This is a genomic window from Xanthomonas populi (assembly GCF_002940065.1).
In the GTDB taxonomy this organism is placed as follows: domain Bacteria; phylum Pseudomonadota; class Gammaproteobacteria; order Xanthomonadales; family Xanthomonadaceae; genus Xanthomonas; species Xanthomonas populi.
Genome location: NZ_MDEJ01000067.1, coordinates 1 through 22,812, shown reverse-complemented (window position 1 = coordinate 22,812; position 22,812 = coordinate 1). Strand labels below are relative to the sequence as shown.

The 22,812-nt window shown below is 64.5% G+C and carries 14 protein-coding genes and 3 pseudogenes; 9 read left to right on the top strand and 8 right to left on the bottom strand.

Translation table 11 applies throughout. The features are described 5' to 3' along the window. Positions 1–109 precede the first annotated feature (109 nt). Both XpopCFBP1817_RS12165 and XpopCFBP1817_RS12160 read right to left on the bottom strand, forming a co-directional pair. Positions 110–946: a class I SAM-dependent methyltransferase gene (locus tag XpopCFBP1817_RS12165; RefSeq protein ID WP_128417330.1), complete on the bottom strand. Its 837-nt coding sequence runs from the start codon at positions 944–946 to the stop codon at positions 110–112. A gap of 9 nt (positions 947–955) precedes the next feature. Continuing rightward, positions 956–2,296 (bottom strand): dicarboxylate/amino acid:cation symporter, encoded by a 1,341-nt coding sequence (locus XpopCFBP1817_RS12160; protein WP_128417329.1) that lies wholly within the window; start codon positions 2,294–2,296, stop codon positions 956–958. A gap of 139 nt (positions 2,297–2,435) precedes the next feature. Between XpopCFBP1817_RS12160 and XpopCFBP1817_RS12155 the strand changes: the two genes are divergently transcribed. From XpopCFBP1817_RS12155 to XpopCFBP1817_RS12140, 4 genes are all read left to right on the top strand, one after another. Beyond that, positions 2,436–4,142: an alkaline phosphatase family protein gene (locus tag XpopCFBP1817_RS12155; protein ID WP_128417328.1), complete on the top strand. Its 1,707-nt coding sequence runs from the start codon at positions 2,436–2,438 to the stop codon at positions 4,140–4,142. A gap of 91 nt (positions 4,143–4,233) precedes the next feature. Further along, a complete protein-coding gene (tilS, locus tag XpopCFBP1817_RS12150) occupies positions 4,234–5,529 on the top strand; it encodes a tRNA lysidine(34) synthetase TilS (protein WP_128417327.1) in 1,296 nt (431 codons plus the stop codon). Between the two features lie 31 nt (positions 5,530–5,560). Next, the gene (locus XpopCFBP1817_RS12145; RefSeq protein WP_128417326.1) at positions 5,561–5,824 is read left to right on the top strand and encodes an exodeoxyribonuclease VII small subunit; all 264 of its coding nucleotides are present in this window, start codon (positions 5,561–5,563) and stop codon (positions 5,822–5,824) included. Between the two features lies 1 nt (position 5,825). Then, positions 5,826–6,701 carry a polyprenyl synthetase family protein gene (locus tag XpopCFBP1817_RS12140; protein WP_128417325.1) on the top strand — a complete coding sequence of 292 codons (876 nt, stop codon included), beginning with the start codon at positions 5,826–5,828 and terminating at the stop codon, positions 6,699–6,701. 426 nt (positions 6,702–7,127) lie between these two features. On the opposite strand, the pseudogene XpopCFBP1817_RS12130 reads toward XpopCFBP1817_RS12140, so the two are convergent. Both XpopCFBP1817_RS12130 and pmbA read right to left on the bottom strand, forming a co-directional pair. After that, positions 7,128–7,331, bottom strand: a pseudogene (locus XpopCFBP1817_RS12130) (magnetosome magnetite crystal formation protein family); the annotation flags it as partial. 104 nt (positions 7,332–7,435) lie between these two features. Beyond that, the gene (gene pmbA, locus XpopCFBP1817_RS12125) at positions 7,436–8,803 is read right to left on the bottom strand and encodes a metalloprotease PmbA (protein WP_128417324.1); all 1,368 of its coding nucleotides are present in this window, start codon (positions 8,801–8,803) and stop codon (positions 7,436–7,438) included. 46 nt (positions 8,804–8,849) lie between these two features. Here pmbA and yjgA point away from each other — a divergent pair, with 46 nt between their 5' ends. Then, on the top strand, positions 8,850–9,449 hold the full coding sequence (yjgA, locus tag XpopCFBP1817_RS12120; protein WP_128417323.1) for a ribosome biogenesis factor YjgA: 600 nt from the start codon (positions 8,850–8,852) through the stop codon (positions 9,447–9,449). Between the two features lie 82 nt (positions 9,450–9,531). On the opposite strand, the gene tldD is transcribed toward yjgA, so the two are convergent. After that, positions 9,532–10,992, bottom strand: a complete 1,461-nt coding sequence (gene tldD / locus XpopCFBP1817_RS12115) for a metalloprotease TldD (RefSeq protein ID WP_128417322.1) — start codon at positions 10,990–10,992, stop codon at positions 9,532–9,534. Here tldD and XpopCFBP1817_RS23570 point away from each other — a divergent pair. After that, a pseudogene (locus tag XpopCFBP1817_RS23570) lies at positions 10,886–11,239 on the top strand (DUF6065 family protein); the annotation flags it as partial. The gene tldD and the pseudogene XpopCFBP1817_RS23570 overlap by 107 nt on opposite strands. A gap of 105 nt (positions 11,240–11,344) precedes the next feature. Here XpopCFBP1817_RS23570 and XpopCFBP1817_RS12105 read toward each other — a convergent pair. The 3 genes from XpopCFBP1817_RS12105 to XpopCFBP1817_RS12095 form a co-directional block, all read right to left on the bottom strand. Beyond that, entirely contained in the window at positions 11,345–15,268 is a 3,924-nt protein-coding gene (locus XpopCFBP1817_RS12105; protein ID WP_128417320.1) for a YhdP family protein, read from the bottom strand. Positions 15,269–15,410: 142 nt separating this feature from the next. Continuing rightward, positions 15,411–16,910 (bottom strand): ribonuclease G, encoded by a 1,500-nt coding sequence (gene rng / locus XpopCFBP1817_RS12100; RefSeq protein WP_128417319.1) that lies wholly within the window; start codon positions 16,908–16,910, stop codon positions 15,411–15,413. Next, the gene (locus XpopCFBP1817_RS12095; RefSeq protein WP_128417318.1) at positions 16,910–17,482 is read right to left on the bottom strand and encodes a Maf-like protein; all 573 of its coding nucleotides are present in this window, start codon (positions 17,480–17,482) and stop codon (positions 16,910–16,912) included. The genes rng and XpopCFBP1817_RS12095 overlap by 1 nt, the downstream gene beginning before the upstream one ends. A gap of 123 nt (positions 17,483–17,605) precedes the next feature. Between XpopCFBP1817_RS12095 and XpopCFBP1817_RS12090 the strand changes: the two genes are divergently transcribed. From XpopCFBP1817_RS12090 to XpopCFBP1817_RS12080, 3 genes and pseudogenes are all read left to right on the top strand, one after another. After that, a complete protein-coding gene (locus XpopCFBP1817_RS12090; RefSeq protein ID WP_128417317.1) occupies positions 17,606–18,340 on the top strand; it encodes an SIMPL domain-containing protein in 735 nt (244 codons plus the stop codon). A gap of 311 nt (positions 18,341–18,651) precedes the next feature. Then, positions 18,652–21,756, top strand: a complete 3,105-nt coding sequence (locus XpopCFBP1817_RS12085; protein WP_128417316.1) for a TonB-dependent receptor domain-containing protein — start codon at positions 18,652–18,654, stop codon at positions 21,754–21,756. Between the two features lie 310 nt (positions 21,757–22,066). Then, a pseudogene (locus XpopCFBP1817_RS12080) lies at positions 22,067–22,777 on the top strand (energy transducer TonB). Positions 22,778–22,812 lie beyond the last annotated feature (35 nt).

Sequence of the window (22,812 nt, the reverse complement as noted above, 5' to 3'; positions counted from 1 at the left end):
ATCGCTGATTTTTTGAAGGTATGGTCATCATCCAGTGCGTGTCACCACGGCTACGACTTGGTTGTTCGAGGTGCCCAAAACCTAATCCAGCAATCGTGACGCATTTCCCTCAACCACATATCGCTTCAATGTTGTCCTGCTTCCGAAAACATAACCAAGGAAAATGCGGCTGTTTCACTTTGAACATCCGTCGCAAGCGTGCACTTGGCCGTCGCGGGTCGAACAACAGTTGCACTACAAACCGGTCGAAGCTGACGTAGGTGTGCTGATGGTAGTGCGCAGCCAATGCAGGCACACCCAGCTCGGTGAAATAGCGCAGGCTGCGCGCGGCGCTGTCGCTGGCGCGTTGTTGGTCGGGATACAGTGGGCTGTCGAGGATGTGCAGTTCGCCGCCGTCGCGCAGCTGGGCGAGTAAACGGATGACCAGCGCGGCAGGGTCGGCGAAATACTGGATGCAGGCCGGTAGCACGATGGCGTCGAAGAGCTCCCGCGGCAGTTCCAGGGTCTGGATGTCGGCGGCGATGAAACTCAGGCGCTGGTCGTGGCCGAACACGCGTGCGGCCTGGGTCAGCTCGGTGCGATTGACGTCGATGCCGCACACATCGCGCTGCAGCGATTGCGCCAGCAGCTGCGACAGCCAGCCGTTGCCGCAGCCCAGTTCTGCAATGGCGCCCTCGCCTGCATGCGCCTGCAGATGCCGCACCAGCAAGGCGCTGGACAGCGCGCGCACCTGCCACTCGAGACTTGCGCCGAGCTTGCCACTGGGTCGTGGCAAGCTACGGACCTGCGCATCGGTGTAGAGCCGGCCTTCCTTGCGCCGGATCTGCAGATACTGCTGCTCGAACGGATCGCCGGCCAACGATTGCTGCACGAACACGCCATCGATGCTCTCCAGCTCGGACAACTGCTGCAGCCGATCGCGCAGCGCGGAAAATCCAACGGTCATTGGTTGCGGTCAGCGCTGCGAGGTGGCGCGATCGGTCAGCGGATCTTCCAACCCCACATTGGTCGATGCGGACTCGTAGACCGCCCTGTCGAGCAACCCGGTTTGCTTGGCCACCAGCACCGGAACCAGCATCTGCCCAGTCACGTTGGTCATGGTGCGCATCATGTCGAGGATGCGGTCGATCGCATACAGATAGCCGATGACTTCCAGCGGCAAGTTGGCCGCACTCAGCACAACCGTTGCCATGATCACCGCCGTGCCCGGCACGCCGGCAGTGCCGAAGCTGCCGAGTACCGAGGCGATCAACACCACGAAGTATTGATTGGCGGTCAGCGGCACGCCGGTGTATTGCGCGATGAACACCGCACACAGGGCCGGAAAGATCGCGCCGCAGCCATCCATCTTGATGCTGGCGCCCAGCGGCACCGCAAACGCGGCGTAATCCTTGCTGACGCCCAGGTTATGGGTGATCGAGCGCATCGCCACCGGCATCGCGGCAAAGCTGGACGAACTGACAAACGCCACCTGCATGCCAGGCGCCGCGCCACGGAAGAACTTCCACGGATTCAATCCGTGCAACAACAGCAGGCTGCTGTAGACCACCACGATGTGGATCGCGCAGGCCACATACAGCGCCAGTACGAAGTTGCCGAACGGCAACAGCTTCGCAAAGCCGTAGCTACCCACCAGGCTGGCGATCAAACCGAAGGTGCCGATCGGGGTCATCTCCAGCACGAAGCGGGTGACCTGAATCATGATGTCGCTCATTTGTGCAGTGAGCTTGCGCGCCTCGACCACGCGCTCGCCGAGCTTGACCATCGCAAAGCCCAGCAGTGCGGCGAAGAAGATCACCGGCAGGATCGATCCACGCCCGGCAGCCAACACTGTTTCGCCGGCCGCATTGGTGTTGGTGCCGATACCGGTCAGCGCGTAAAACGGATTGGACGGCACCACGTCCAGCAGCACCTTGATCGGGCTGGGCACATCGCGCGGTTTCCAGGCCGAATCCACGCTCAGGCTGAAATGGCCGGCGCCGGGTTGCATGAGCGTGCCCACTGCCAGGCCCACGCCCACCGCCAACGCCGCAGTGATGACAAACCACAAAAAGGTGCGTCCACCGAGCGCGGCGACGGATTTTTGCCCGCGTAGCGAGGAGATCGCATTGATCACCGCGAAGAACACCAATGGGATCGCGATCATCTTGATCAGCGTGACGTACAGATCGCCGAGTGGGCCGAACCACACATCGGCCGCCGGGCCCATGGCCCAGCCGGCCAGCGCGCCGAGGACGAAGCCGGACACCACGCGTTGCCAGAACGGAATGCGCAACCAGGCCGAGACCAATGTCATGCGTCGAATCATCCGGGGAGAGTGCATGCACCATAGCCCAGGCCCGCGCTGCCCGCGAGACCACGACTGGAACAGCGGTGTGTCATCTGTGCGAAGGATGCATCCCGGCATAATGTGCGCTGATTCAGTCACGAGTTCGATGCCGATGCGTTACCGCCTACCTGCCCTCGCCGCCCTGACCACCTTGTGTGTCGCTGCCTGCGCGTCCACCACCGGGAGCAACGCGTCCACGCCTCCCGCCGTACGCGTGGAGGTGCCGCAAGTGACGCATCCTGCAGACGAAACGCCGCAGTGGTGGTACCGCTCGGGCGCGGCCCGCGCAGCCGGTAACGGTGCGATGACCGGGCGCGCGCGCAATGTGATCCTGTTCCTGGGCGATGGCATGAGCCTGACCACCGTGGCCGCCGCGCGCATCCTGGATGGCCAACGCAAAGGCGGGCTGGGCGAAGAGAACCTGCTGTCGTGGGAGCAATTCCCGGCAACCGCCTTCAGCAAGACCTACAACACCGATTCGCAGACGCCGGATTCGGCCGGCACCATGACTGCGATCACCACCGGCGTGAAATCGCACATGGGCGCGATCGGCGTCAGCAGCGGCAACCGCAGCGATTGCGCCGACAGCCTGGGCAAGGGCTTGCTGAGCTGGATGCAACTGGCCGACAGCGCCGGCATGGCGACCGGCATCGTCACCACCACCCGGCTGACTCACGCCACCCCGGCGGCAACCTACGCGCATTCGCCAGACCGCAATTGGGAAAACGACACCGACCTACCCGACTCCGCACGCACCGCCGGCTGCCAGGACATCGCTCAGCAGCTGCTGTCCACCGCCCGCTACGGCCGTGGTCCGCAAGTGGTACTGGGTGGCGGACGCAGCCAGTTCCAGACCGTGCAGGAGCGCGACCCGGAGTACGACGACAAGGTCGGCCTGCGCCTGGACGGCCGCGATCTGGTCGCCGAGTGGAAACAGGCGCACCCGCAGGGCGCCTTTGTCTGGAACCAACAGCAATTAAAAGCGGCCTCCGGCGCACCCGCGCTGCTGGGCCTGTTCGAACCGGATCACATGCAGTTCGATCACAACCGCAACCGCACCCCACAGGGCGAGCCCAGCCTGACCGAGATGACCCGCACCGCGATTCAGTCATTGTCGCGCGACCCGAATGGTTTTGTGCTGATGGTCGAGGGCGGTCGTATCGATCACGCCAACCATGCCGGCAACGCCTACCGCGCGCTCGACGAAACGGTGTCGCTCTCCGATGCAGTACGCGCCGCCGTGCAGACCGCGCCGCCAGACACGCTGATCATCGTCACCGCCGACCATTCGCATACGCTCAACTTCGTCGGCTACCCGGTGCGCGGCAACCCGATCCTGGGCAAGGTACGCGGCACCGGCGGCGAAGAAGGCGACCGCACCCAGCTGGCGACCGACCTGGCCGGCCAGCCCTACACCACGCTGAGTTACGCCAACGGCCCCGGCTATACCGGCGCCAGCAACGCGCAGCCGGCCGGATCTAAGAAATATCCGCACGACCCCAGCAGCAGCGAGCCCGCCTCCGGCCGCCCGGACCTGACCCACGTCGACACCGAAGCCCCTAGCTATATGCAGGAATCGCTGGTGCCGACCAAGTCCGAGAGCCATGGCGGCGAAGACGTCGGCATCTGGGCCACCGGCCCGGGCAGTGCGGCCTTCCGCGGCACGCTGGAAGAGAACGTGATCTACCACGTCATCGTTCAGGCCACCCCGCGCCTGCGCGAGCGCTTGTGCAAGGCCGGTACCTGCGACAGCGCCGGCGTGCCGGTGGAGTTGCCGACATCGGCCACGTTCGAGACTGCGATCAAGCGTTGATGTGCAAGCTGCGTGCAACGCGACTGGCAACGGATAGTGATTCGTCGCTGGTCGCGTCTGGATGCAGCGTCGCAGCAAGCGGCCTGGATCGATGACCGCCCTACCGCTCCCCGCGACGCCGCCCGGCCCGATCCTTGTCGCCTACAGCGGCGGCATGGATTCGAGCGTTTTGCTGCATCTACTGGCAGCCGCGCCGCGCTATCGCGACAGCGGGTTGCGCGCGGTGCATGTGCATCACGGCTTGCACGCCGATGCCGATGCATGGGCTGCGCAGTGCCAGCGCCAATGCGCTGCATTGCAGATTCCCTTGCAGATCGCACGCGTGCAGATCGCGCGCAACAGCGGCCTGGGTCTGGAAGCCGCGGCACGCAATGCGCGCCACGCCGCGTTTGCCGAAACACTCACGCTCGGCGAATGGCTAACGCTGGCGCACCATCGCGACGACCAGGCCGAAACGTTCTTGCTACGCGCACTTCGTGCTTCCAGCCCGGATGGATTGGCCGCAATGCGCGCGCAGCGTCCGTTCGCGAGCGGCGTGCTCTGGCGTCCCTTGCTGCACTACCCGCGCGCCGACGTGCTGGCCTATGCGCAGGCACATGGGCTGGAGTGGATCGAAGATCCCAGCAATGCCGATACACGGCACGACCGCAACTTCCTGCGCACACAGCTGATGCCGTTGCTGCAGCAACGTTGGCCACAAGCTGCCGACGCGTTGGCACGCAGCGCGCAATTGAGCGCCGATGCCAGCGATTTGTTGCTGCAAGAGGACGCCGCGCTACTGCCCAGCATGCTGACCGCAACCGGCGCGCTGGATCTGCAGAGGTTGCGTGCGCAGCCCGCAATACGCCGGCAGCGTCTGCTGCGCGCCTGGGTGAGTGCAGCACACGCACCGGCGCTACCTGCACACGGCGTTGCCGCGCTGGAGCAGGAAATCGACAACCACGCACCAGATCGGCAAGCCTCTTTTGCCTGGCAACAGGTCCAAGTGCGGCGCTGGCGCCAGTGTCTGTATTTACTTCGCCCACCCGCCGCATGGCCACCGCAGTGGCAAACACACTGGGATGGCCAAGCAGCGCTGCACCTGCCAGATGGCGCGCAGTTGCAGTTACAAGCCGCACACGGCCTGCGCTTCGCGCAACCGCTGCGGGTTCGCGCACGCCACGGTGGCGAGCGCATCGTATTGCCGCAACGCGCGCATTCGCATCGACTCAAACATCTGCTGCAGGAGCTGGATCTACCGCCCTGGGAACGCGAGCGCCTGCCGATCCTGTGGGACGGCGACCAGGTGCTGGCAGCCGGCGATCGCATCGTCTCGGCCGCATTGAACGACTGGCTGCAGGCCAATGGCGCATCCTTGCGATGGCGCAGCAACGCAGCTGCGAATTGACCCGCCTGCGCGCGCGCCGCACACTTTAACGATGGCCAAGAAGTCCTTGAACGAAACATCCCCGGTTGCCCGCTTCGAACAGTCGCTGGAAGAACTCGAACAACTGGTGCAGAAGATGGAAGTCGGCGACCAGAGCCTGGAGCAATCGCTCACGGCATACGAGCGCGGCATTGGCTTGTACCGCGATTGCCAGCAGGCACTGGAACACGCCGAACTGCGCGTCCGCATGCTGACTGACCCCGCCCGCCCCGATCTGGCCGACGCCTTCGAACCTCCGTCGCAGGACGGCGGCTAAGATGAGTTCGGCGCTGTTGGAGCACTGGATCGGCCGCACCGAACGCAGCCTGGAAGCCTGCCTGCCCAGCCCCGCGCTGGCTCCGCAACGTCTGCACGCCGCGATGCGGCACGCGGTGCTGGGCGGCGGCAAGCGCATGCGTCCACTGCTGGTGTATGCAACCGGCGCGCTGTTCGGCGCCGACGAGGACAGCCTGGCAACGCCCGCCGTGGCAGTGGAGCTGATGCACGCCTATTCGCTGGTGCACGACGACTTGCCGGCAATGGACGACGACGGGCTGCGCCGCGGCCAGCCCACCGTGCACATCGCCTTCGACGAGGCCACTGCGATTCTGGCCGGCGATGCGCTGCAGACACGTGCGTTCGAGTTGTTGGCTGCGGCCAAAGTCAGTGCGGAACTGCGGGTCGGCTGGCTGCAGAGCCTGTCCACCGCTGCGGGCGCTGCCGGCATGTGCGGTGGCCAGGCGCTGGATATCGATGCCACTGGCCAGCTGCAATCGCTGCACGAGCTCGAACGCATGCATGCATTTAAAACCGGAGCTCTGATCCGCGCGGCGGTGCGCATGGGCGCGTTGACCGGTGGCGCCGCGCACGCCGACCAGCAGCGCCTGGACAGTTTTGCCAATGCGATGGGCCTGGCCTTCCAGGTTCGCGACGACATCCTGGATGTGGAATCGAGCTCGGCGCAGCTGGGCAAGACTGCGGGCAAGGACGCCGCACAATCCAAATCCACCTACCCTGCCCTGCTCGGGATGGAAGGCGCCAAGGCCAAACTGGCAGAGCTTGCAACGCGCATGCATGACATCCTGCAGCTCTATGGCCAGCCCGGCGAAACGCTGGCGATGCTGGGCCGCTTCGCGGTGGACCGCGCGCACTGAACGCGGCGATCCAACCCGTTACGCACCGGAAAGGCGTGGCCTAGTCGGCGCTCGGGTGGCGCCCCCCCAACCTACTGCGTTTTCTTACAAGGCATCTACGTCCACCCGGAAGTCGCCGCACTGCCGTCTGCGCACTCCGTGCGCCAGCGCACTGTGGGCTAGTCGAGCACCCTGGACAGACATCTGCAGCTGGTCACAAACGTAAATACTGCTTTCTATACGTAACATAAAAAAACTATCTAATAATACTAAAGATGCTAAAAACCACACTTTTAAGCTGAATTATCGACGTTGAAGGATCCCCACTGCTATTTTGCAGCAGCAAGAACTCAAAAATGTCACCAATCAACACGCGTGCCGCTTCCGCTCGCCTGCCTAGTTTTGTCTGCACGCGCCCCGACCTATCAGCTGCCGCTGAAGTCGCTAGACAATGGCATTCTGGAAGTTCACCGCTTCCTTGGCCCTATCGGTGGCGAACGGCTTGGGCGGGCTGGCATCCGTGCTGATCAGCCAGATCACCCACGCGCCGATCAAGGACGTCAGGATACCGAGCAACTGCGCGGCAAGCGCCAAGGTGCGCTGTTCCGACTGCGAGCTGCTACTGCCGTCGATGAGAGCGGCAAGACACATGGCGGACGGCGCGCTCAGAACCGCACTGTTCGGGTGGTACATGCCGATTCCGAGCACCGGCCGCGCCCGCCTGGCGGTGAGCGCAGGTGTTTTGTTACCCGCGCTTAGCTATCGCCCGCCACAGTCATTCGGTTGAGCAGCACCGCGCCGATCTTGACGTGCGAGCGCGGATCAACGTCGTTGCCGACTGCTTCGATGCAGGCGAACATTTCGCGCAGGTTGCCGGCGATGGTCAGGCCATCGACCGGATAAGCGATGACGCCGTTCTCGATCCAGAAACCGCCGGCGCCGCGCGAGTAATCGCCGGTCACCGCGTTGACGCCATTGCCCATTAGCTCGGTGACCAGCAGGCCGCGCGACATGCCCGCAATCAGCGAGGCTAGGTCGCCCGCGTTGGCGGTGACCTGCAGGTTATGCACGCCGCCGGCGTTGGCGGTGGTCTGCAGGCCCAGCTTGCGCGCCGAATAGCTGCCAAGCACATAACGCTGCAGCACACCGTCGGTGATCAGCGCCGACCGTCGTGTCGCCACACCCTCGCCATCGAAGGCGGCCGAGCGCAGCCCGCGCCGCAGATGCGGCAGTTCTTCGATGCCGAACCAATCCGGGAACAACTTGGTGCCGACACTGTCGAGCAGGAAGCTGGCGCGACGATACAGTGCGCCACCGGAGACCGCACCGAGCAGATGCCCGACCAGCGACCGGGCCACTTCCGGCGCGAACAGCACTGGCAGCTGGCCGGTCGGCAGCGAGCGTGGCTGTAGGCGCGCCAGGGTGCGATCGGCAGCATGGCGGCCGATCGCCTCGGGCGCTTCCAGGTCTTCGCGTGCCAGCGCGCTGCTGTACCAGCCATTGCGCTGCATGCCGTCGCCCTGCCCGGCGATCAGCGCGCAGCTGATCGAGTGATGGGTGCCGCGCTCGCGCCCGATGAAGCCGTGCGAGTTGGCGTACACCGATAGGCTGAGGCCGGTGCTGGCCGAGGCGCCATCGGAATTGCTGATCCGTGCATCAGCGTCACGGCCGGCGCTTTCGCAGGCCAGCGCAAGATCGACTGCGGTGTCGGCGTCCAGCGCCCACGGGTGCCAGCTGTCCAGTTCGGGGAAGTCGTGCGCCATCAGCTCCGGGTCGGCCAGGCCGACGGCCACGTCGTCTTCGGTGTAGCGGGCGATCGCGCAGGCCTGGGCGACGGTCGATTCCAGGCTGGAGTCCTGCAGATCGGCGGTGCTGGCGCTGCCCTTGCGCTTGCCGAAGTAGACGGTGACCGCAATGCCGCGGTCGCGGGTGGATTCCACCGTTTCCACATCGCCCAGCCGCACGTTGACGTCCAGGCCGCGCTCTTCGCTGCAGCTCACTTCGGCCTGGGTGGCCCCGGCCGCACGGGCGCGCTCGAGCAGGCGCTGCGAGATGTCAGTGAGCGCGTCCAGGCGCTTCAGGCTGTCGTCGTAGACACGTGTTTCGGAGGAGAGTGCGTTCAATGCTTTATCCTTTTAATCAATAACTTCTTGTTTTGGATGGATTGCAATGCGCGGACGCGACGAAGACACCGGTGAATTTCGCGGCGCCAGCCGCAGCCAGCAACGGCGCGAGGCGCTGGAAATTTTCGACCTTGGCGAAAAGCTGGTGGCGCTTACCCCGGCGCAGCTGGCCAAGTTGCCGGTGCCCGAATCGCTGATTCCGCATATCGAAGAGAGCAAGCGCATCACTTCGCACATCGCGCACAAGCGGCAGCTGGCATTTCTGGCCAAGCATATGCGCCGTGAGGACGACGATACGCTGAAGGCGCTGCGCGATGCGCTGGATGCCAACAGCGACACCGCGCGCCGCGAAGTAGCTGCGATCCACCGCGTCGAGCGTTGGCGTGAGCGGCTGCTGGCCGAAAGCGATGTGGCGCTGGCCGAGCTGCTGGAAGCCTACCCTGCCGCCGACCGTCAGCAACTGCGCCAGCTGGTGCGCAACGCCATCAGCGAGCGGGCCAAGAACAAGCCGCCGCGTGCTTACCGTGAGCTGTTCCAGGTGCTGCGCGAGCTGTCCGGCCAGACCGGCGAACAAGCCGATGCCGACATGGATATCGACGACGCAGACATCGACATCGACGAAGCGCAAACGCGGAACGAGGACTAGAGAATCACGCAGGAGGGACGCGTCACGCCCCCCTGCTCCCGCTGTTGCGATTCCCAAATCCCGATTCCCGAATCCCCGCATCTCAGGCCTGCGTTCCGCCAACGGTGATGCCGTCGATCAGCAGCGAGGGCTGGCCGACGCCGACCGGCACGCTCTGACCGTCCTTGCCGCACACGCCTACGCCTTCGTCCAGCGCCAGGTCATTACCAATCATGCGCACCTTCTGCATGGTTTCCGGGCCGTTGCCGATCAGCGTGGCGCCCTTCACCGGCGCGGTGACCTTGCCGTCTTCGATCAGGTAGGCCTCGGTGGCCGAGAACACATATTTGCCGCTGGTGATGTCGACCTGGCCGCCGCCGAAATTCACCGCGTAAATGCCTTTTTTCACAGAGCGGATCATTTCCTGCGGGTCGTGCTGCCCGGTGCGCATGTAGGTGTTGGTCATGCGCGGCATGGTCAGGTGCGCGAACGATTCGCGGCGGCCGTTGCCAGTCGGCGCCACGCCCATCAGACGCGCGTTATGGGTGTCTTGCATGTAGCCGACCAGCACGCCGTCTTCGATCAGCGTGGTGCACTGGGTGGGCGTGCCTTCGTCGTCGATGTTGAGCGAGCCTCGGCGGCCATCCAAGGTGCCGTCATCGACGATGGTGACGCCGGGCGATGCCACGCGCTCGCCGATGCGGCCGGCGTAGACGCTGGTGCCCTTGCGATTGAAGTCGCCCTCCAGGCCATGCCCGACCGCCTCGTGCAGCAGCACGCCAGGCCAGCCGGGGCCGAGCACCACCTGCATCACGCCTGCCGGTGCGGGAATCGCATCCAGATTCACCAGCGCCTGGCGCAGCGCTTCGCGTGCGAAGCCTTCGGGGCGGCCGTCGGCGAACAGCTCGGCGTAGCCATAACGACCGCCGCCACCGGAATAGCCGGATTCGCGACGCCCGCCGTGCTCGACGATGACCTGCACGTTCAAACGCACCAGCGGGCGCACATCGGCGGCCAGCACGCCGTCGCTGCGCGCGATCAGCACAGTGTCCACGCCGCCGGACAGACTCACCATCACCTGCTTGACGCGCGGGTCGGCGGCGCGCACGTACTGGTCGATGCGGCGCAGCAGATCGACCTTGGTGGCGCTGTCCATGTCGTCGATCGGGTCGGTGGCCGGGTAGAGGGCATCGGGAGCATGCGCGCGGCCGGTGCCACGCACTAGCGTGCGGGTGGATTGCGCGCCGCCGTCGCGCGAGATCGCGCGTGCCGATTGCGCCGCTTCCAGCAGCGCTTCACGCTGGATGTCATCGGAATAGGCGAAGCCGGTCTTCTCGCCGGCGATCGCGCGCACGCCGACGCCTTGTTCGATGGAATGCGCACCGTCCTTGACGATGCCGTCTTCCACGCTCCAGCTCTCGCGTCGCGAATGCTGGAAGTACAGGTCGCCGAAGTCGATGCCCGGGCCCAACAGGGCGCCGAAGGTGCGGTCGAGATGGCCGGTGTCCAGGCCGGAAGGAAGCAGCAGCCGGGTTTCGGCCAGAGTGAGAGCGTTATCGGTCATACGATCAGGATGGGGCCCGCGCGCCGGGGAGACAAGTCGTTCGGCTGAATATGCGGCACGGCTATCCTGGCGGGCCCGCTGGCTGCCGCTGGCGATCGACAATGCGCACGGTTGGGAACTGCTGTGCCAGGCCGGTTGCGCGGCCAGCTGGAACGGCGGCGATGGCCTGGACGCCATCCAGATCGTTGCAGATGCCGGCAGCGCGTCACCGGCGATCAGCCACTTCGGCGATGGCGGACCGACCTTCTAAGCGCGTCAGCGCGCTGACGCGGTGGGCCTGACACATGCAATGCTTGCGGGAAGGCGCTTGGTACATTCGGTTTGCTCTGCGCGCGCCTCGCGCTTAGGCGCCTCAGCGCGGCGCGGTGCCAGGCTTGCTGGCACCAGGACCTGGCGTGCTTGAAGAGCTCGGCTTGCTCGGCGCACGCTCGCGCGCCTCGCGGTCGACCACGTCCACCTGCGGCTCCTTCCAGGGTCCGGTGACGTGATAGGTCTTGGCGCCGATGGCGCCCAGCGGTTTGCCCAGCACCGCATTGGCGGCCGCGCCCACCGCCGCGCCGACCGGGCCACCGGCCACGGCGCCTACCACGGTCAGCAGATTGCCGGCCTTGGGGTTCACGTCCACGGTCTGGTCGAAGGTCTGCGCGCGCAGGTCGGTCTGCCCACGGATGGCGATGTCGGCGGCGGGACCTTCGATGCGAATGGCGTCGGTGCGCGCCAGGCCATCGCCGAAGCGCACCTCGCCGGCCAGCTTGTTGAAGGCCAGGCCCTTGGAGAAGAAATCGCGGAAGTCGAACATCAACCGGCGCGGCAACTGCGCCACGCTGAGCAGGCCGAGCACGCGGCCGGCGCCGGGGTCCACTTCCAGCAACTGGCCGTCGCGCACATCAATCTTGAGATCGCCCTCCAGCGAACCGAGCGCAAAGCCGGTCGGCGAGCCCTGCCAGCCGGCGTTGAGTTCCAGCTGGCCTTGGCCGCCGCGCAGCTGGCCGCCCAGCGTGAGGTTTTGCAGCAGACTGCCGAGATTGCGGCTGTCCACGCGTGCCGACAAGCGCGTGCTGGCGGCCTCGCCCTTGCCGCGCCAGGCGCCGGTCAGGCCGATGCTCTGGTCGTTGGAGCGCAGTTGCAGTTGATCCACCTGCATGCCGTCGCTGAGCCGGCTGCTGCGCAAGGTCGCTGCGCCCAGGGTCATCTTGCCGACCTGCAAGTCATCGATATCCAGCGACAACGGCGGAATCGACACCGGGTCGAATTCGGCCACCGCGCGCCGCGCCGGCTCGGGCAAGGCCCCGGCCAGCGGATCGCCGGGCTCGGGCGTGGCCGGTTCGGCAGGTGCCACCAGCGGCTGCCAATGCACGGTACTCAACTTGCCTTGCACGGCGGCGCCATCGGCATTGGGCACGCTGAGCTGGCCGGCCAGCGACGGGCCGTCCAGCGTCACCGCCACCGCGTCGCGGGTGGGGCGTAGCCGCAGCCGGGTCTGTGGGAACACGCCGCCGATCATCAACAGCTTGTCCGCCTGCACGTCCACTTGCTGAAGCGGCACGGCATTTTTTCCGGGCTCCGGCTGGCCCGGCACTGGCGGCATGTCCGGCTCACTGCTACCGCGCGCCAGGCTGATCCAGTCGATCGCATCCAGCGAGGCGGTGCGGCCGGTGACGATCAGACCGTTGGCCGGTGGACGCTCGGTGACCGTGTCGGTGCCCATCACCACGCGCACGCCGGTCTGGTTGCCCTGGCTGCTGGCCTTGAGCGCCACCAGTTTGCCGAACGCCACATCGATATCGCCGTTACCCACCGGCAAGGCAACCGTGACCTGGGTGGCCAGCGACTGCATGGCAGGCTTGTCCAGCGGCGCAGGCAGATCCAGGGTGGTGCCGACCAGGTCCGAGCGCAGGCTCAACATCGCCTTCGCATCGGTCTGGCCAGGCGGCGGCAATGGCACATCCACATCTACCTGCCAGGGCGCGCTGCCGCGCACATACGGGCGCAGCCATTCCATCTGCGGCGCGCGGTCGAACAAGTCCTTGGCATCCAGGGTGGCGGCAAAGCGCGCTTCGAATGCCTGCTTCGGGTCCTGCACGAAGCCGCCGGCACGCAAGGACAACTCGCCGCTGCGGCCCTGGTGCTGCACGCTCAGATGCTCGGCGGCGAAACCGGTGTCGCGGTATTCGGCCTGCCCGCTGACCTGATCGAAGGCCAGATTCCAGCGCGCATCGCCCAGCTTGGCGCCCCGCAGCGCGACCGTGCCCTGCAGATGCCCGCCAACCCCGCGCGTCCGCAGCGGACGCAGCAGATCGAAGGTGACCGTTGCCGGGCCGGACACCGTGAGATTGCGCAGCGTGTCGCCGTAGCGGCGCTCCGACGGACTTTTGCGCAGTATGCCCAGCAGCTGCGTGGCGTCGGCCTGGGTGGAGGCGCGCACGTAAAGCTCGGAGGTGGCGAAATTGGGAATGCCGGCTTCAAGCTGGGCGATTGGCGCACCGGCAAGATCGCCACTGCCCCGCAGCGAAACTCCGTTACCGAGGAAGCTCAGATCGGCCTGTACCTGCCCCATCGCCGGCCAGTCGGGGTTGAAGGCAATCACGCCGTCGCGGATGTGACCGAACGCTTCGAAGCGCCCGTCGTTGCCGTCGAACGGCCAGTCATCCAGATCGCCGCTGACCAAACAGGTGCCGCCGGTGATCACGCCGCCGGCCACCGCCTTGTCCAGCCAGTCGATGGCGAGCTTGCTCATCTTGGAGCGGATCCAGAATTTGCGCGCCACCGGCAACGCGACGTCGTCCAGTTGCGTGGCCAGCTGGATGCGCGGGCGGCTGCCATCGTTCTGGAACCACAGCCCGCCGCGCACGTGGGCGCCGTAATCCTTGGCCTGCACCCGCAAAGCAGGCGTGGCGACCTGCCAGCCGGCGCCTTCGCGCCAGCCGACGATCTTGCCGGCCAGTTGGATCTCGTGCACCACGCCGAAGCCGGTCGGCCAGTCGAAACGCACCGTGGCATCGGACGCGGTGTCCAGCTCGACCGCCTGCGCATCGCCATCGAGATGGCCGCGCAAACCGCTGATGCCTGGCGAGTTGCCGACAGGTGAAAATGCCAATTCTTCGATCTGGCCCTGCGCGCGCAGCGCACCGCCCTGCTCGCCCGCGACCTGCAGGTCGGCCAGGCGCAATTGCGGCTTGGACACGCTCAACCAACGCCGCAAACCGGGCGACAGCTGGTCGCTCAATGCGGCCGCCGCAATCAGGCCGGACACATCCACCCGTTGGCCCACCAGCGCATAACGGCGCCCACCGGCAACACTCAGGCCATCCAGATGTTGCAGCTTCGCCGCCTGGCCCAGCCGCAGCAACGGCGCATCCACCCGCCAGCCGCCGTCGATGGTCTGCCAGCGCGCACGCGCCTGCAGCCGTTCCCACACCAGCGTGCGGCGTGCGGTTTCACCAGGCAGCGCGGCGCCGGACAACCGCAACTGTTGCAGATCGGCATCCACGCTGACGCCGGTGATGCGGCGCGCGTGCAAATGCGCCCAGGCCTGTAAACGTCCACCACCGCCATCCACGCGCATGCCGCCGAACTGCAGCAGCGACGCCCATGCGGCCAGATCCGCAGGATCGGCCTGCGCGTAGGCACTGCCATCGCCGCTGTCGCGGTCGAACGCGATCACGATGGTCAACGGCGCGCGTTGCAGGTCGATCCACGCATGGCTGCCAACTTTCACCGTCGAGCCGCTGACGCGCAGGCGCAGGTCGATACGCGGCAACGTGGTCTCCAGGCCGATCGATGGTGCTGTCACCTGCAGACGCGCCTCGGCCACCTGAATTTCACCGAGTCGGCGCAGTGCTTCCAGCGGGTCGGAACGCCCACCGCTGGGCAGCCCCTGCACCGACCACCCGCCGTCGTCGCCACGTTGCAGCGTCAGCGCCAGTCCGCGCAGGCGCACTTCGGTCAGCGAATGGCCGGGCAACAGGCCGGCATACATCGCCAGCAGGATCTCGGCCTGGCCCACCCGCACCTCGCCATGCGGGCCGATCCGCAACCCATCCAGGCGCAACAGCGGGCCGCGCCGGGTCCATTCGGTCTGCAGCCGGTCGAAGGCGATGGGTTGGCCGGCACGCTGGCTCAGCCACGCGGCGATCTGCTGCGGACGCTGCTCGGCCAGCGGCAGCACCTGGCTGGCCGCGCCCACCAGCAACGCGACCGCCACCAGCGCAAGTGCGGCGGTGGTGATCGCATAGCGGCGAAACAGACGGAGACGGCGGCGCAGCGGGGTGGGCATTAGACGCAGGGCGTGGGCATTGGAGATTGGGGATTGGTTACAGCATGTACTGGCACTGTCACATCAACGCGCATTATCAGACCAAGGCGCAGAACGCGTGCCCGCTTTTACGCATCCCACTTCTGAATCCCGAATCCCCGTTTCACAACAACACCACGTCGAACTGCTCCTGCAGATACTGGTCGTCGGACTGAAAGCGGATGCTCTTGCCGAGGAACTCTTCCAGCTCGGCCACTGTCGCCGATTCTTCGTCGGTGATACGCGCCACCACTTTCGAGGAGGCGATCACCAGCAGCCGCGCCGCATCGAACTGGCGCACCGCGCGGGTGATCTCGCGGAAGATTTCGTAGGTCACCGTCTCGGCGGTCTTGATGGTGCCGCGCCCGCTGCACTGGCCGCAGGTTTCCGACAGCTGCCGCTCCAGGCTTTCGACGGTGCGCTTGCGAGTCATCTCCACCAGGCCCAGTGGCGAGAACTCGTACACGGTGGTCTTGGCGTGATCGCGCGCCAACGCCTTTTCCAGCGTGCGCAGCACCTGGCGGCGATGCTCGGCGTCGTCCATGTCGATGAAGTCGATGATGATGATGCCGCCCAGATTGCGCAGCCGCAGCTGCCGCGCCACCGCCTGCGCGGCCTCCAGGTTGGTGCGGAACACGGTTTCTTCGAGATTGCGCTGGCCGACGAACGAGCCGGTGTTGACGTCGATAATGGTCATCGCTTCGGTCTGATCGATCACCAGATAGCCACCGGACTTGAGCGGCACCTGCTTGTTCAGCGCACGCCCGATCTCGTCCTCGACCCGATACAGATCGAAGATCGGCCTATCGCCGGTGTACAGCTCCAGCCGCTCGGCCAGCACCGGCATGTACTTGGCCACGAATGCCTGCAACTGCACGAATGTCTCGTTGGAATCGACCTTGACCTTCTCCACATCGCGGCGGATCAGATCGCGTACCGCACGCAGCGGCAGGCTCAGATCTTCGTAGATGATGCTGCACGGCGGCGCTTCGCGGCCGCGCCGCTCGACCGCGGCCCAGACCCGGGACAGATAGGCGATGTCCTCGGCCAGCGCCTCGGCCGGCTGGCCTTCGGCATTGGTGCGGATGATGTAGCCGAAGCCACCGTGCTGGGCCGAGACCTCGCTGACAATGGTCTTCAAACGCAGCCGCTCTGCCTCGGTTTCGATGCGCGCCGACACCCCGACGATCTTGGACTGCGGCAGCAGCACCAGATAGCGCGAGGGAATGCTGATCTGCGTGGTCAGCCGCGCGCCCTTGGTGCCGATCGGGTCCTTGACCACCTGCACCACGATATCCTGGCCGTCGCGCAGCAGCTCCACGATCGGCACCGAGGCAGCCGGCGGCGGCGGAATGGGCGTCTCTTCGGTATCGACCACGCTGGCCGGTGCCGGTGCCGGGCGGATCACGTCATTGGCGTGCAGAAACGCAGCGCGCTCCAGGCCCAGTTCGACGAATGCCGCCTGCATGCCGGGCATCACCCGCTGCACCTTGCCCTTGTAGATATTGCCGACCACGCCACGGCGCCAACCGCGCTCGATATGCAGTTCCTGCAGCATGCCGTTCTCGATCACCGCCACGCGGGTTTCGCGCGGGGTGACGTTGACCAAAATCTCTTCCGACATCAATGCGCTCCGAAGGCTGTGAGCAACTGCGAGGTGTGAAACAGCGGCAATCCCATCACCCCGGAATAGCTCCCGGACAGATGGCTGATAAAACGTTCGGCGCGTCCCTGAATCGCGTACGCACCGGCCTTGCCCATCGGCTCGCCGCAGGCCGCATAGGCGGCGATCTGCGCGGCATCGAGCGTGTCGAAGGTGACTTCCGACACCACCAGGGCCTGCATCGGTGTGCGTTGTGCGCAGACTAGAACCACCGCCGTGAGCACCTGGTGGGTGCGCCCTGACAGCAAGCTCAACATCGCGATCGCATCGCCCACATCGACCGGCTTGCCGAACACCCGCTCACCCAATACCACTTCGGTATCGGAGCCCAGCACAATTGCACCGGGGTCGCTGGCCTGCACTTGCGCCAGCCCGGCGCGCGCCTTGTCCAGCGCAACACGTTGCACGTAGTGCGCGGGTGATTCGTCGGGGGCGCGCAGCTCGGGCACGTCCAGTTGCAACGTCTGGAACGGCACATCCAGGCGTTGCAGAAGTTCTTGTCGGCGCGCTGATCGGGAGGCGAGATAAAGCATCCTTCCAGCATACCTGTTGCCCATGCTCGCCCGCTTGCCTGCGCAAGCAACAGTGCTCGCGCTCGACTCACAACCTGTTCATCGAGCTAGCAACACGCTCTTGATACAGACTAAGGAGATCTCATGCGTAGCACCTTCAAACCGTTGTTGCTGGCCCTGTCGATCGCTGCCGGAACCGCCATGACCGCCCATGCTCAACCTGCGCCGAGTTACACCATTCCCCCCGACGGCACTCTGCTCAACGTGTCGGCCGAAGCGGACGCCAAGCGCGTGCCGGACATCGCCACGCTGTCTGCCGGCGTAGTCACGCAGGCCGCCGACGGCAATGCAGCCATGCGTCAGAACGCCGAACAGATGAGCAAGGTGATGGCCGCCGTCAAGGCTGCCGGCATCGCCGACAAGGACGTGCAGACCAGCGGCATCAACCTCAGCCCGCAGTACACCTACAAAGAAAAAGAAGCGTCCAAGATCAATGGCTACCAGGCCAGCAACACGGTCAGCCTCAAGGTGCGCGACATCGCGCGCCTGGGCAAAGCGCTCGACGCCCTGGTCGCCCAGGGCGCCAACAACATCAACGGCCCCAGCTTCTCGCTCGACCAGCCCGAGCCGGTCTACGACGAAGCACGCGTGGCCGCCCTGAAGAAGGCCCAGGCCCGCGCCGACACCTATGCCAAGTCGCTCGGCATGAAGGTGCGCCGCATCGTCAGCATCTCCGAAGGCCGCAGCGGCGGCAGCGTGCGCCCGATGATGATGGCCGCCTCGATGCGCTCGGCCAAGGCCGAGATGGACACCCCGGTCGCCCCGGGCGAGAGCACGCTGTCGATCAACCTGGATGTGACATTCGAATTGGGGCGTTGACCGGACCGAAACCGAGCTTGATTTGAGTTTCCAGACTGCCCTTTCTTGAGGGCAGTTTTTTCCACCCATCGCGAGACTTGGCTAATACAAGATCGCCTGGTGACCTCAACCACCCCAAGGCTCAAAACACCAGGCACATGCTTTGCGATCAAACGATTTTTTACGTATGACTAGGCCATTTGGCAGTTCTCTGCTTGAAGACGCATGAAATTTAAAGAATTCGTTCTTTAAATCAGTTCTTCCATTCTCTAGCATCGGTTGTAAGCGCACAGTCATCTTCGTGGCGGCGCTTATCCGGAGAGAGAACACCGATGACCCGCCAGCCCGCCCTGCGTTGCCAGCCTCGTCCATCCCCTCGCACACGTTTCAGCAGGATCAGTGTGCTGGCTATTGCGCTGAGCGGGGCGGTGGGCATCTTGGCAACGGGCACCGCTGCCGCGCAGAGCACCACTGCCAGCATTTACGGAACAGTGCCGTCAGGTAGCGGTGCCAGCGTAACGGCACAGAGCGACACCGGTTTCACCCGAACAGCGACCGTCGATGCAAACGGACGTTACGCCATCGGCAATCTGCCGATCGGCAACTACACCGTCACCGTTCAGCGCGAGGGCCAGGCTGCAGAAACGCGCAAGAACGTGGCACTGCGCGTCGGTGCCGGTACAGATGTCTCCTTCGGCAACGCCGGGTCGGCCGCTGCCGCCACCCTGGGCACCATCACCGTGACCGGCAAGGGCATCTCGCCGGTGGACGTGTCCGCCACCGCATCGCGCACGGTCATCACTGCAGAACAGTTGCAACGCCTGCCGCTGGCACGCTCTGGCGAAGCCATTGCCTTGCTATCGCCTGGCGCTGTCCAGGGAAGCGGCTACTTCGGTAATGCCATTTCCTTCGGGGGCGCGGGCGTCACCGAAAATGCCTACTACCTCAACGGCTACCTCAGCTCCAATCCACTGACCAACATCGGTGGCGTGAGCCTGCCCTTCGGTGCCATTGATCAGCAGGAAACCTATACCGGTGGCTATAGCGCACGTTATGGCCGCTCGGCAGACGGTGTACTCAGCCAAGTGGGCAAGCGCGGCACCAACGAATGGCATTTCGGTGCGCAGGTTCTGTGGCGACCGAAGAGGCTGTCCAGCGACAACAAGAATGTCTTTTATCCCGATACCGCCCCACCTGCGGGCTATGAATACAGCGATGAAAGCCTGCCCGGCACTCTTTACCGTAGCCAAAAGGACGACACCTTTTGGAATACGGTCTCTAGCGTTTATGGCGGCGGACCGCTGATCGAAGACCGACTGTTCGTCTTTATCGCCGCAGAGCAGGAGCGCAGCCAGGGAGTTTCTACAGCCCGCAGAGACGACCCGGTCATCGGCCGCAACAACTATCGCATCGACGAGCCCAAGATCTACGCGAAGATCGATTGGAACATCAACGACAGCAATATCCTCGAACTGACCGGCATCAAGAACAGTTATCGCGAAGGTGGCTTCTACACCGACTTTGCCGGGTATCAGGGGGTCGACGGGGACGCGAATGGCGCCTTTGCCGATACGGTCAAGGTCAACGACCGCTACTACATCGGCAAATACACCAGCTACATCACCGATGACCTGACCTTGAGTGCGACCTATGGCAAAAGCCGTCAGACCGACTTCCGCAACAACCCCAGCACCTCACCACTGCTGACCAGCACCAATCTGCAGGATCCGGCGATCACCGATGGACGCGAGATCCGCAACAACCAGACCTCCAGCCAGGCACGCGATGGCGAAAACACCACGCGCGGCCTGCGTATCGACCTGGAATACGTCTTGGGTAGTCACACGCTGACGGCGGGCGTGGACAACATGTACTTCAATGCAAACAACGAAGGTGTCATCACTACCGGCCCCGGCTTCGGCTGGATCTACGGCCGCTCCTCACGCCCAACCTCGCCCATCAGCGCTGCGCTTGGCGTCGGTCCGGCCGGCGGCAATGGTTACTACGCTTATCGAACCGTGTTCACTACTGCAACCAGCATGTCGGTCGAGCAAAAAGCTTACTTCCTCGAAGACAAGTGGCAGGTCAACGACAAGCTCTTGCTGACGCTTGGTATTCGCAACGACAAGTTCACCAACTTCAATGACGTTGGCGCGGCCTATGTGACCAGCGCAGATCAATGGGCTCCGCGTTTGGGCCTCAGCTGGGACGTGTTCGGCGACTCATCGCTCAAGGTCTATGGCAATGCCGGCCGTTATTACCTGGCATTGCCCAACAGTGTGGCCATCCGCGGGGCATCGCCGTCCACCTTTACGCGCGAATACTTCACCTACAGCGGTATCGATGCGCAAGGAAGCCCGACCGGCCTGACGCCTGTCGCTGTCGATCCATCCGCAGGATTTACCTGCTCCGGCAATATCGTGTCCGCCGGCCTGGAATGCGGTCAGGCACCGGATGCAGCAGGCATCACCGCTACCGACCTCAAGTCGATGTACCAGGACGAGTTCATGCTTGGCTTCGACAAAACGCTGGGCGAGAGTTGGGTCACCGGTGTCAAGGCGACCTACCGCACGCTAGGCGCGACCATCGACGATGTCTGCGACGCGGATCGGATGCGTACCAAGCTGACCGCATCGGGCATCGATCCGGATAGCGTCAATGTTCCCGGTTGCATCATCTTCAACCCGGGCGAGACAAATTTTTTCAGTCTGGCGAATCTCGATGGTTCCGCTCGCACATCGGTCTCGATGACGCCTTCGGATTGGGGCTTCGACAAGAAGGCCAAGCGCAAGTACCTGGCGTTGGATCTGTTCCTGCAGCACCCGTTCGACGGCAAGTGGGAAGGCCGCATCGACTACACGCTGTCGCGCAATGACGGCAACACTGAAGGTCAGGTGAAATCCGATATCGGCCAGACCGACGTGTCCAAGACGCGGGATTGGGATGCCGCTGCGTTGATGTGGTATCCCGGTGGTTATCTGGCCAATGATCGTCGCCACCAGATCAAGATCTACGGCTCGTATCAGATCGCGCCGGAATGGTTGATCGCCGGCAACATCCGCATCCTGTCCGGCACGCCGAAATCCTGCCTTGGCTACGTCAGCATCAACGGCATCAGCGAAGATTCCGACGCTGGCGATCCGGTCGGCTATGGCTCCGCTTATCACACCTGCAACGGCCAACCGTCGCGTCCGGGCGATGCCGGTCGCTTGCCCTGGACCAAGATTGTCGATCTGGGCCTGACATATCGTCCCGGTTTCGCCGACAACAATCTCGCAGTTACGTTACAAGCCTTCAACATCTTCAACGAGCGCAAGCCACTCCAGGTCGACTCCACTTGGGAAGATGCGCCGTTCACCCTGTCCAATACCTACGACACGGGCGCCTACTTCACTCAACCACGCTACGCGATGTTCTCCGTGTCGTACTACTACTGACGCACTCTCCCGTCGGCGTCGTTTACCCAGCCCCGCAACGGGCTGGGATTTTCTCAGTGTCCACGCCCAGCTTCGGCTGGGCGTTTTTGTTGCACGAGCGGCGATAAAGCGCGCGTTATGGACGGAAACAAAGCCACGCCAATAACATCGCCGATCTCTCTGAGCGATCGATTTTTCATCCAGGCGGTAAGCACTTGCGATGATGCGAATCGCTTGTGCAGCCGCCACGGCTGCGGTGAAGCTACGCTACCGGATGGTGTACTGCGTCCGGGTCGCACTGGTCCTTTCCGCAGTTCCGTTGAGGAGGTGGATGATGGTTCTCACGCAATCGCAGGTTTTTTCCCGATCCACAGGCATCGACACCTCGCGCGTTCTGGCGACGAGTACGGCCGCGGCATTGCATTTACTGGCCGGCGGGTTGTTGTTGATTCCGCTCTCGTAACGGGCGGGTCCGCAGCAGCCCACGCCCAAACAGCGTTGGGTCATGCCGATGACGGCCCCAACGCCACCCGCCCCGCCACCGGTTTTCCCGATCGAAGTGAAGTTCACGCCGCAGGCGACGCATACACCGCCCACCACAGTGCAGGTGCAAGTCCCGCTGGTCAGCCAGGCAGCCGTGGTCGATAGCGCACCAGTCGCCTTAGCCGCTATCTCCAACGCTGTGCCTGACAGCGCGCCGGCCATTGCCGCACCCAGTGGGCCGGTCGAGGCAGGCCAGCTGCAATATCTGAGTTCACCGGCGCCAAGTTACCCGGTGGCGGCATGACACGCAGCACAACGAGGCACGGTGCTGCTGCGCGTGTTGGTGGGCACGGATGGGCGCCCGGCCGAAGTGAGCGTGCAGACCAGCAGCGGTCATCGCGCACTCGATCTGGCTGCACGCAGCCAGTTACGGCGTAGCTGGCGTTTCCAGCCGGCGCTGCAGAACGGCCAGGCCGTGCAGGCGTATGGCCTGGTGCCGGTGAGCTTTTCTCTGGAAGGAGCCTCTAAAAACCCCAGCAATCTGCCATCATTGACTTGACGCCCTGCCAGCGGAGAACGACAGACATGATCAGC

Coding starts and splice junctions, on each gene's coding strand:
- XpopCFBP1817_RS12155 (WP_128417328.1), top strand. CDS start 2,436: ATGCCGATGCGTTACCGCCTACCTGCCCTCGCCGCCCTGACCACCTTG.
- rng (WP_128417319.1), bottom strand. CDS start 16,910: ATGTCGGAAGAGATTTTGGTCAACGTCACCCCGCGCGAAACCCGCGTG.
- XpopCFBP1817_RS12145 (WP_128417326.1), top strand. CDS start 5,561: ATGGCCAAGAAGTCCTTGAACGAAACATCCCCGGTTGCCCGCTTCGAA.
- XpopCFBP1817_RS12085 (WP_128417316.1), top strand. CDS start 18,652: ATGACCCGCCAGCCCGCCCTGCGTTGCCAGCCTCGTCCATCCCCTCGC.
- XpopCFBP1817_RS12140 (WP_128417325.1), top strand. CDS start 5,826: ATGAGTTCGGCGCTGTTGGAGCACTGGATCGGCCGCACCGAACGCAGC.
- tilS (WP_128417327.1), top strand. CDS start 4,234: ATGACCGCCCTACCGCTCCCCGCGACGCCGCCCGGCCCGATCCTTGTC.
- XpopCFBP1817_RS12165 (WP_128417330.1), bottom strand. CDS start 946: ATGACCGTTGGATTTTCCGCGCTGCGCGATCGGCTGCAGCAGTTGTCC.
- XpopCFBP1817_RS12090 (WP_128417317.1), top strand. CDS start 17,606: ATGCGTAGCACCTTCAAACCGTTGTTGCTGGCCCTGTCGATCGCTGCC.
- tldD (WP_128417322.1), bottom strand. CDS start 10,992: ATGACCGATAACGCTCTCACTCTGGCCGAAACCCGGCTGCTGCTTCCT.
- XpopCFBP1817_RS12105 (WP_128417320.1), bottom strand. CDS start 15,268: ATGCCCACCCCGCTGCGCCGCCGTCTCCGTCTGTTTCGCCGCTATGCG.
- yjgA (WP_128417323.1), top strand. CDS start 8,850: ATGCGCGGACGCGACGAAGACACCGGTGAATTTCGCGGCGCCAGCCGC.
- XpopCFBP1817_RS12095 (WP_128417318.1), bottom strand. CDS start 17,482: ATGCTTTATCTCGCCTCCCGATCAGCGCGCCGACAAGAACTTCTGCAA.
- XpopCFBP1817_RS12160 (WP_128417329.1), bottom strand. CDS start 2,296: ATGACATTGGTCTCGGCCTGGTTGCGCATTCCGTTCTGGCAACGCGTG.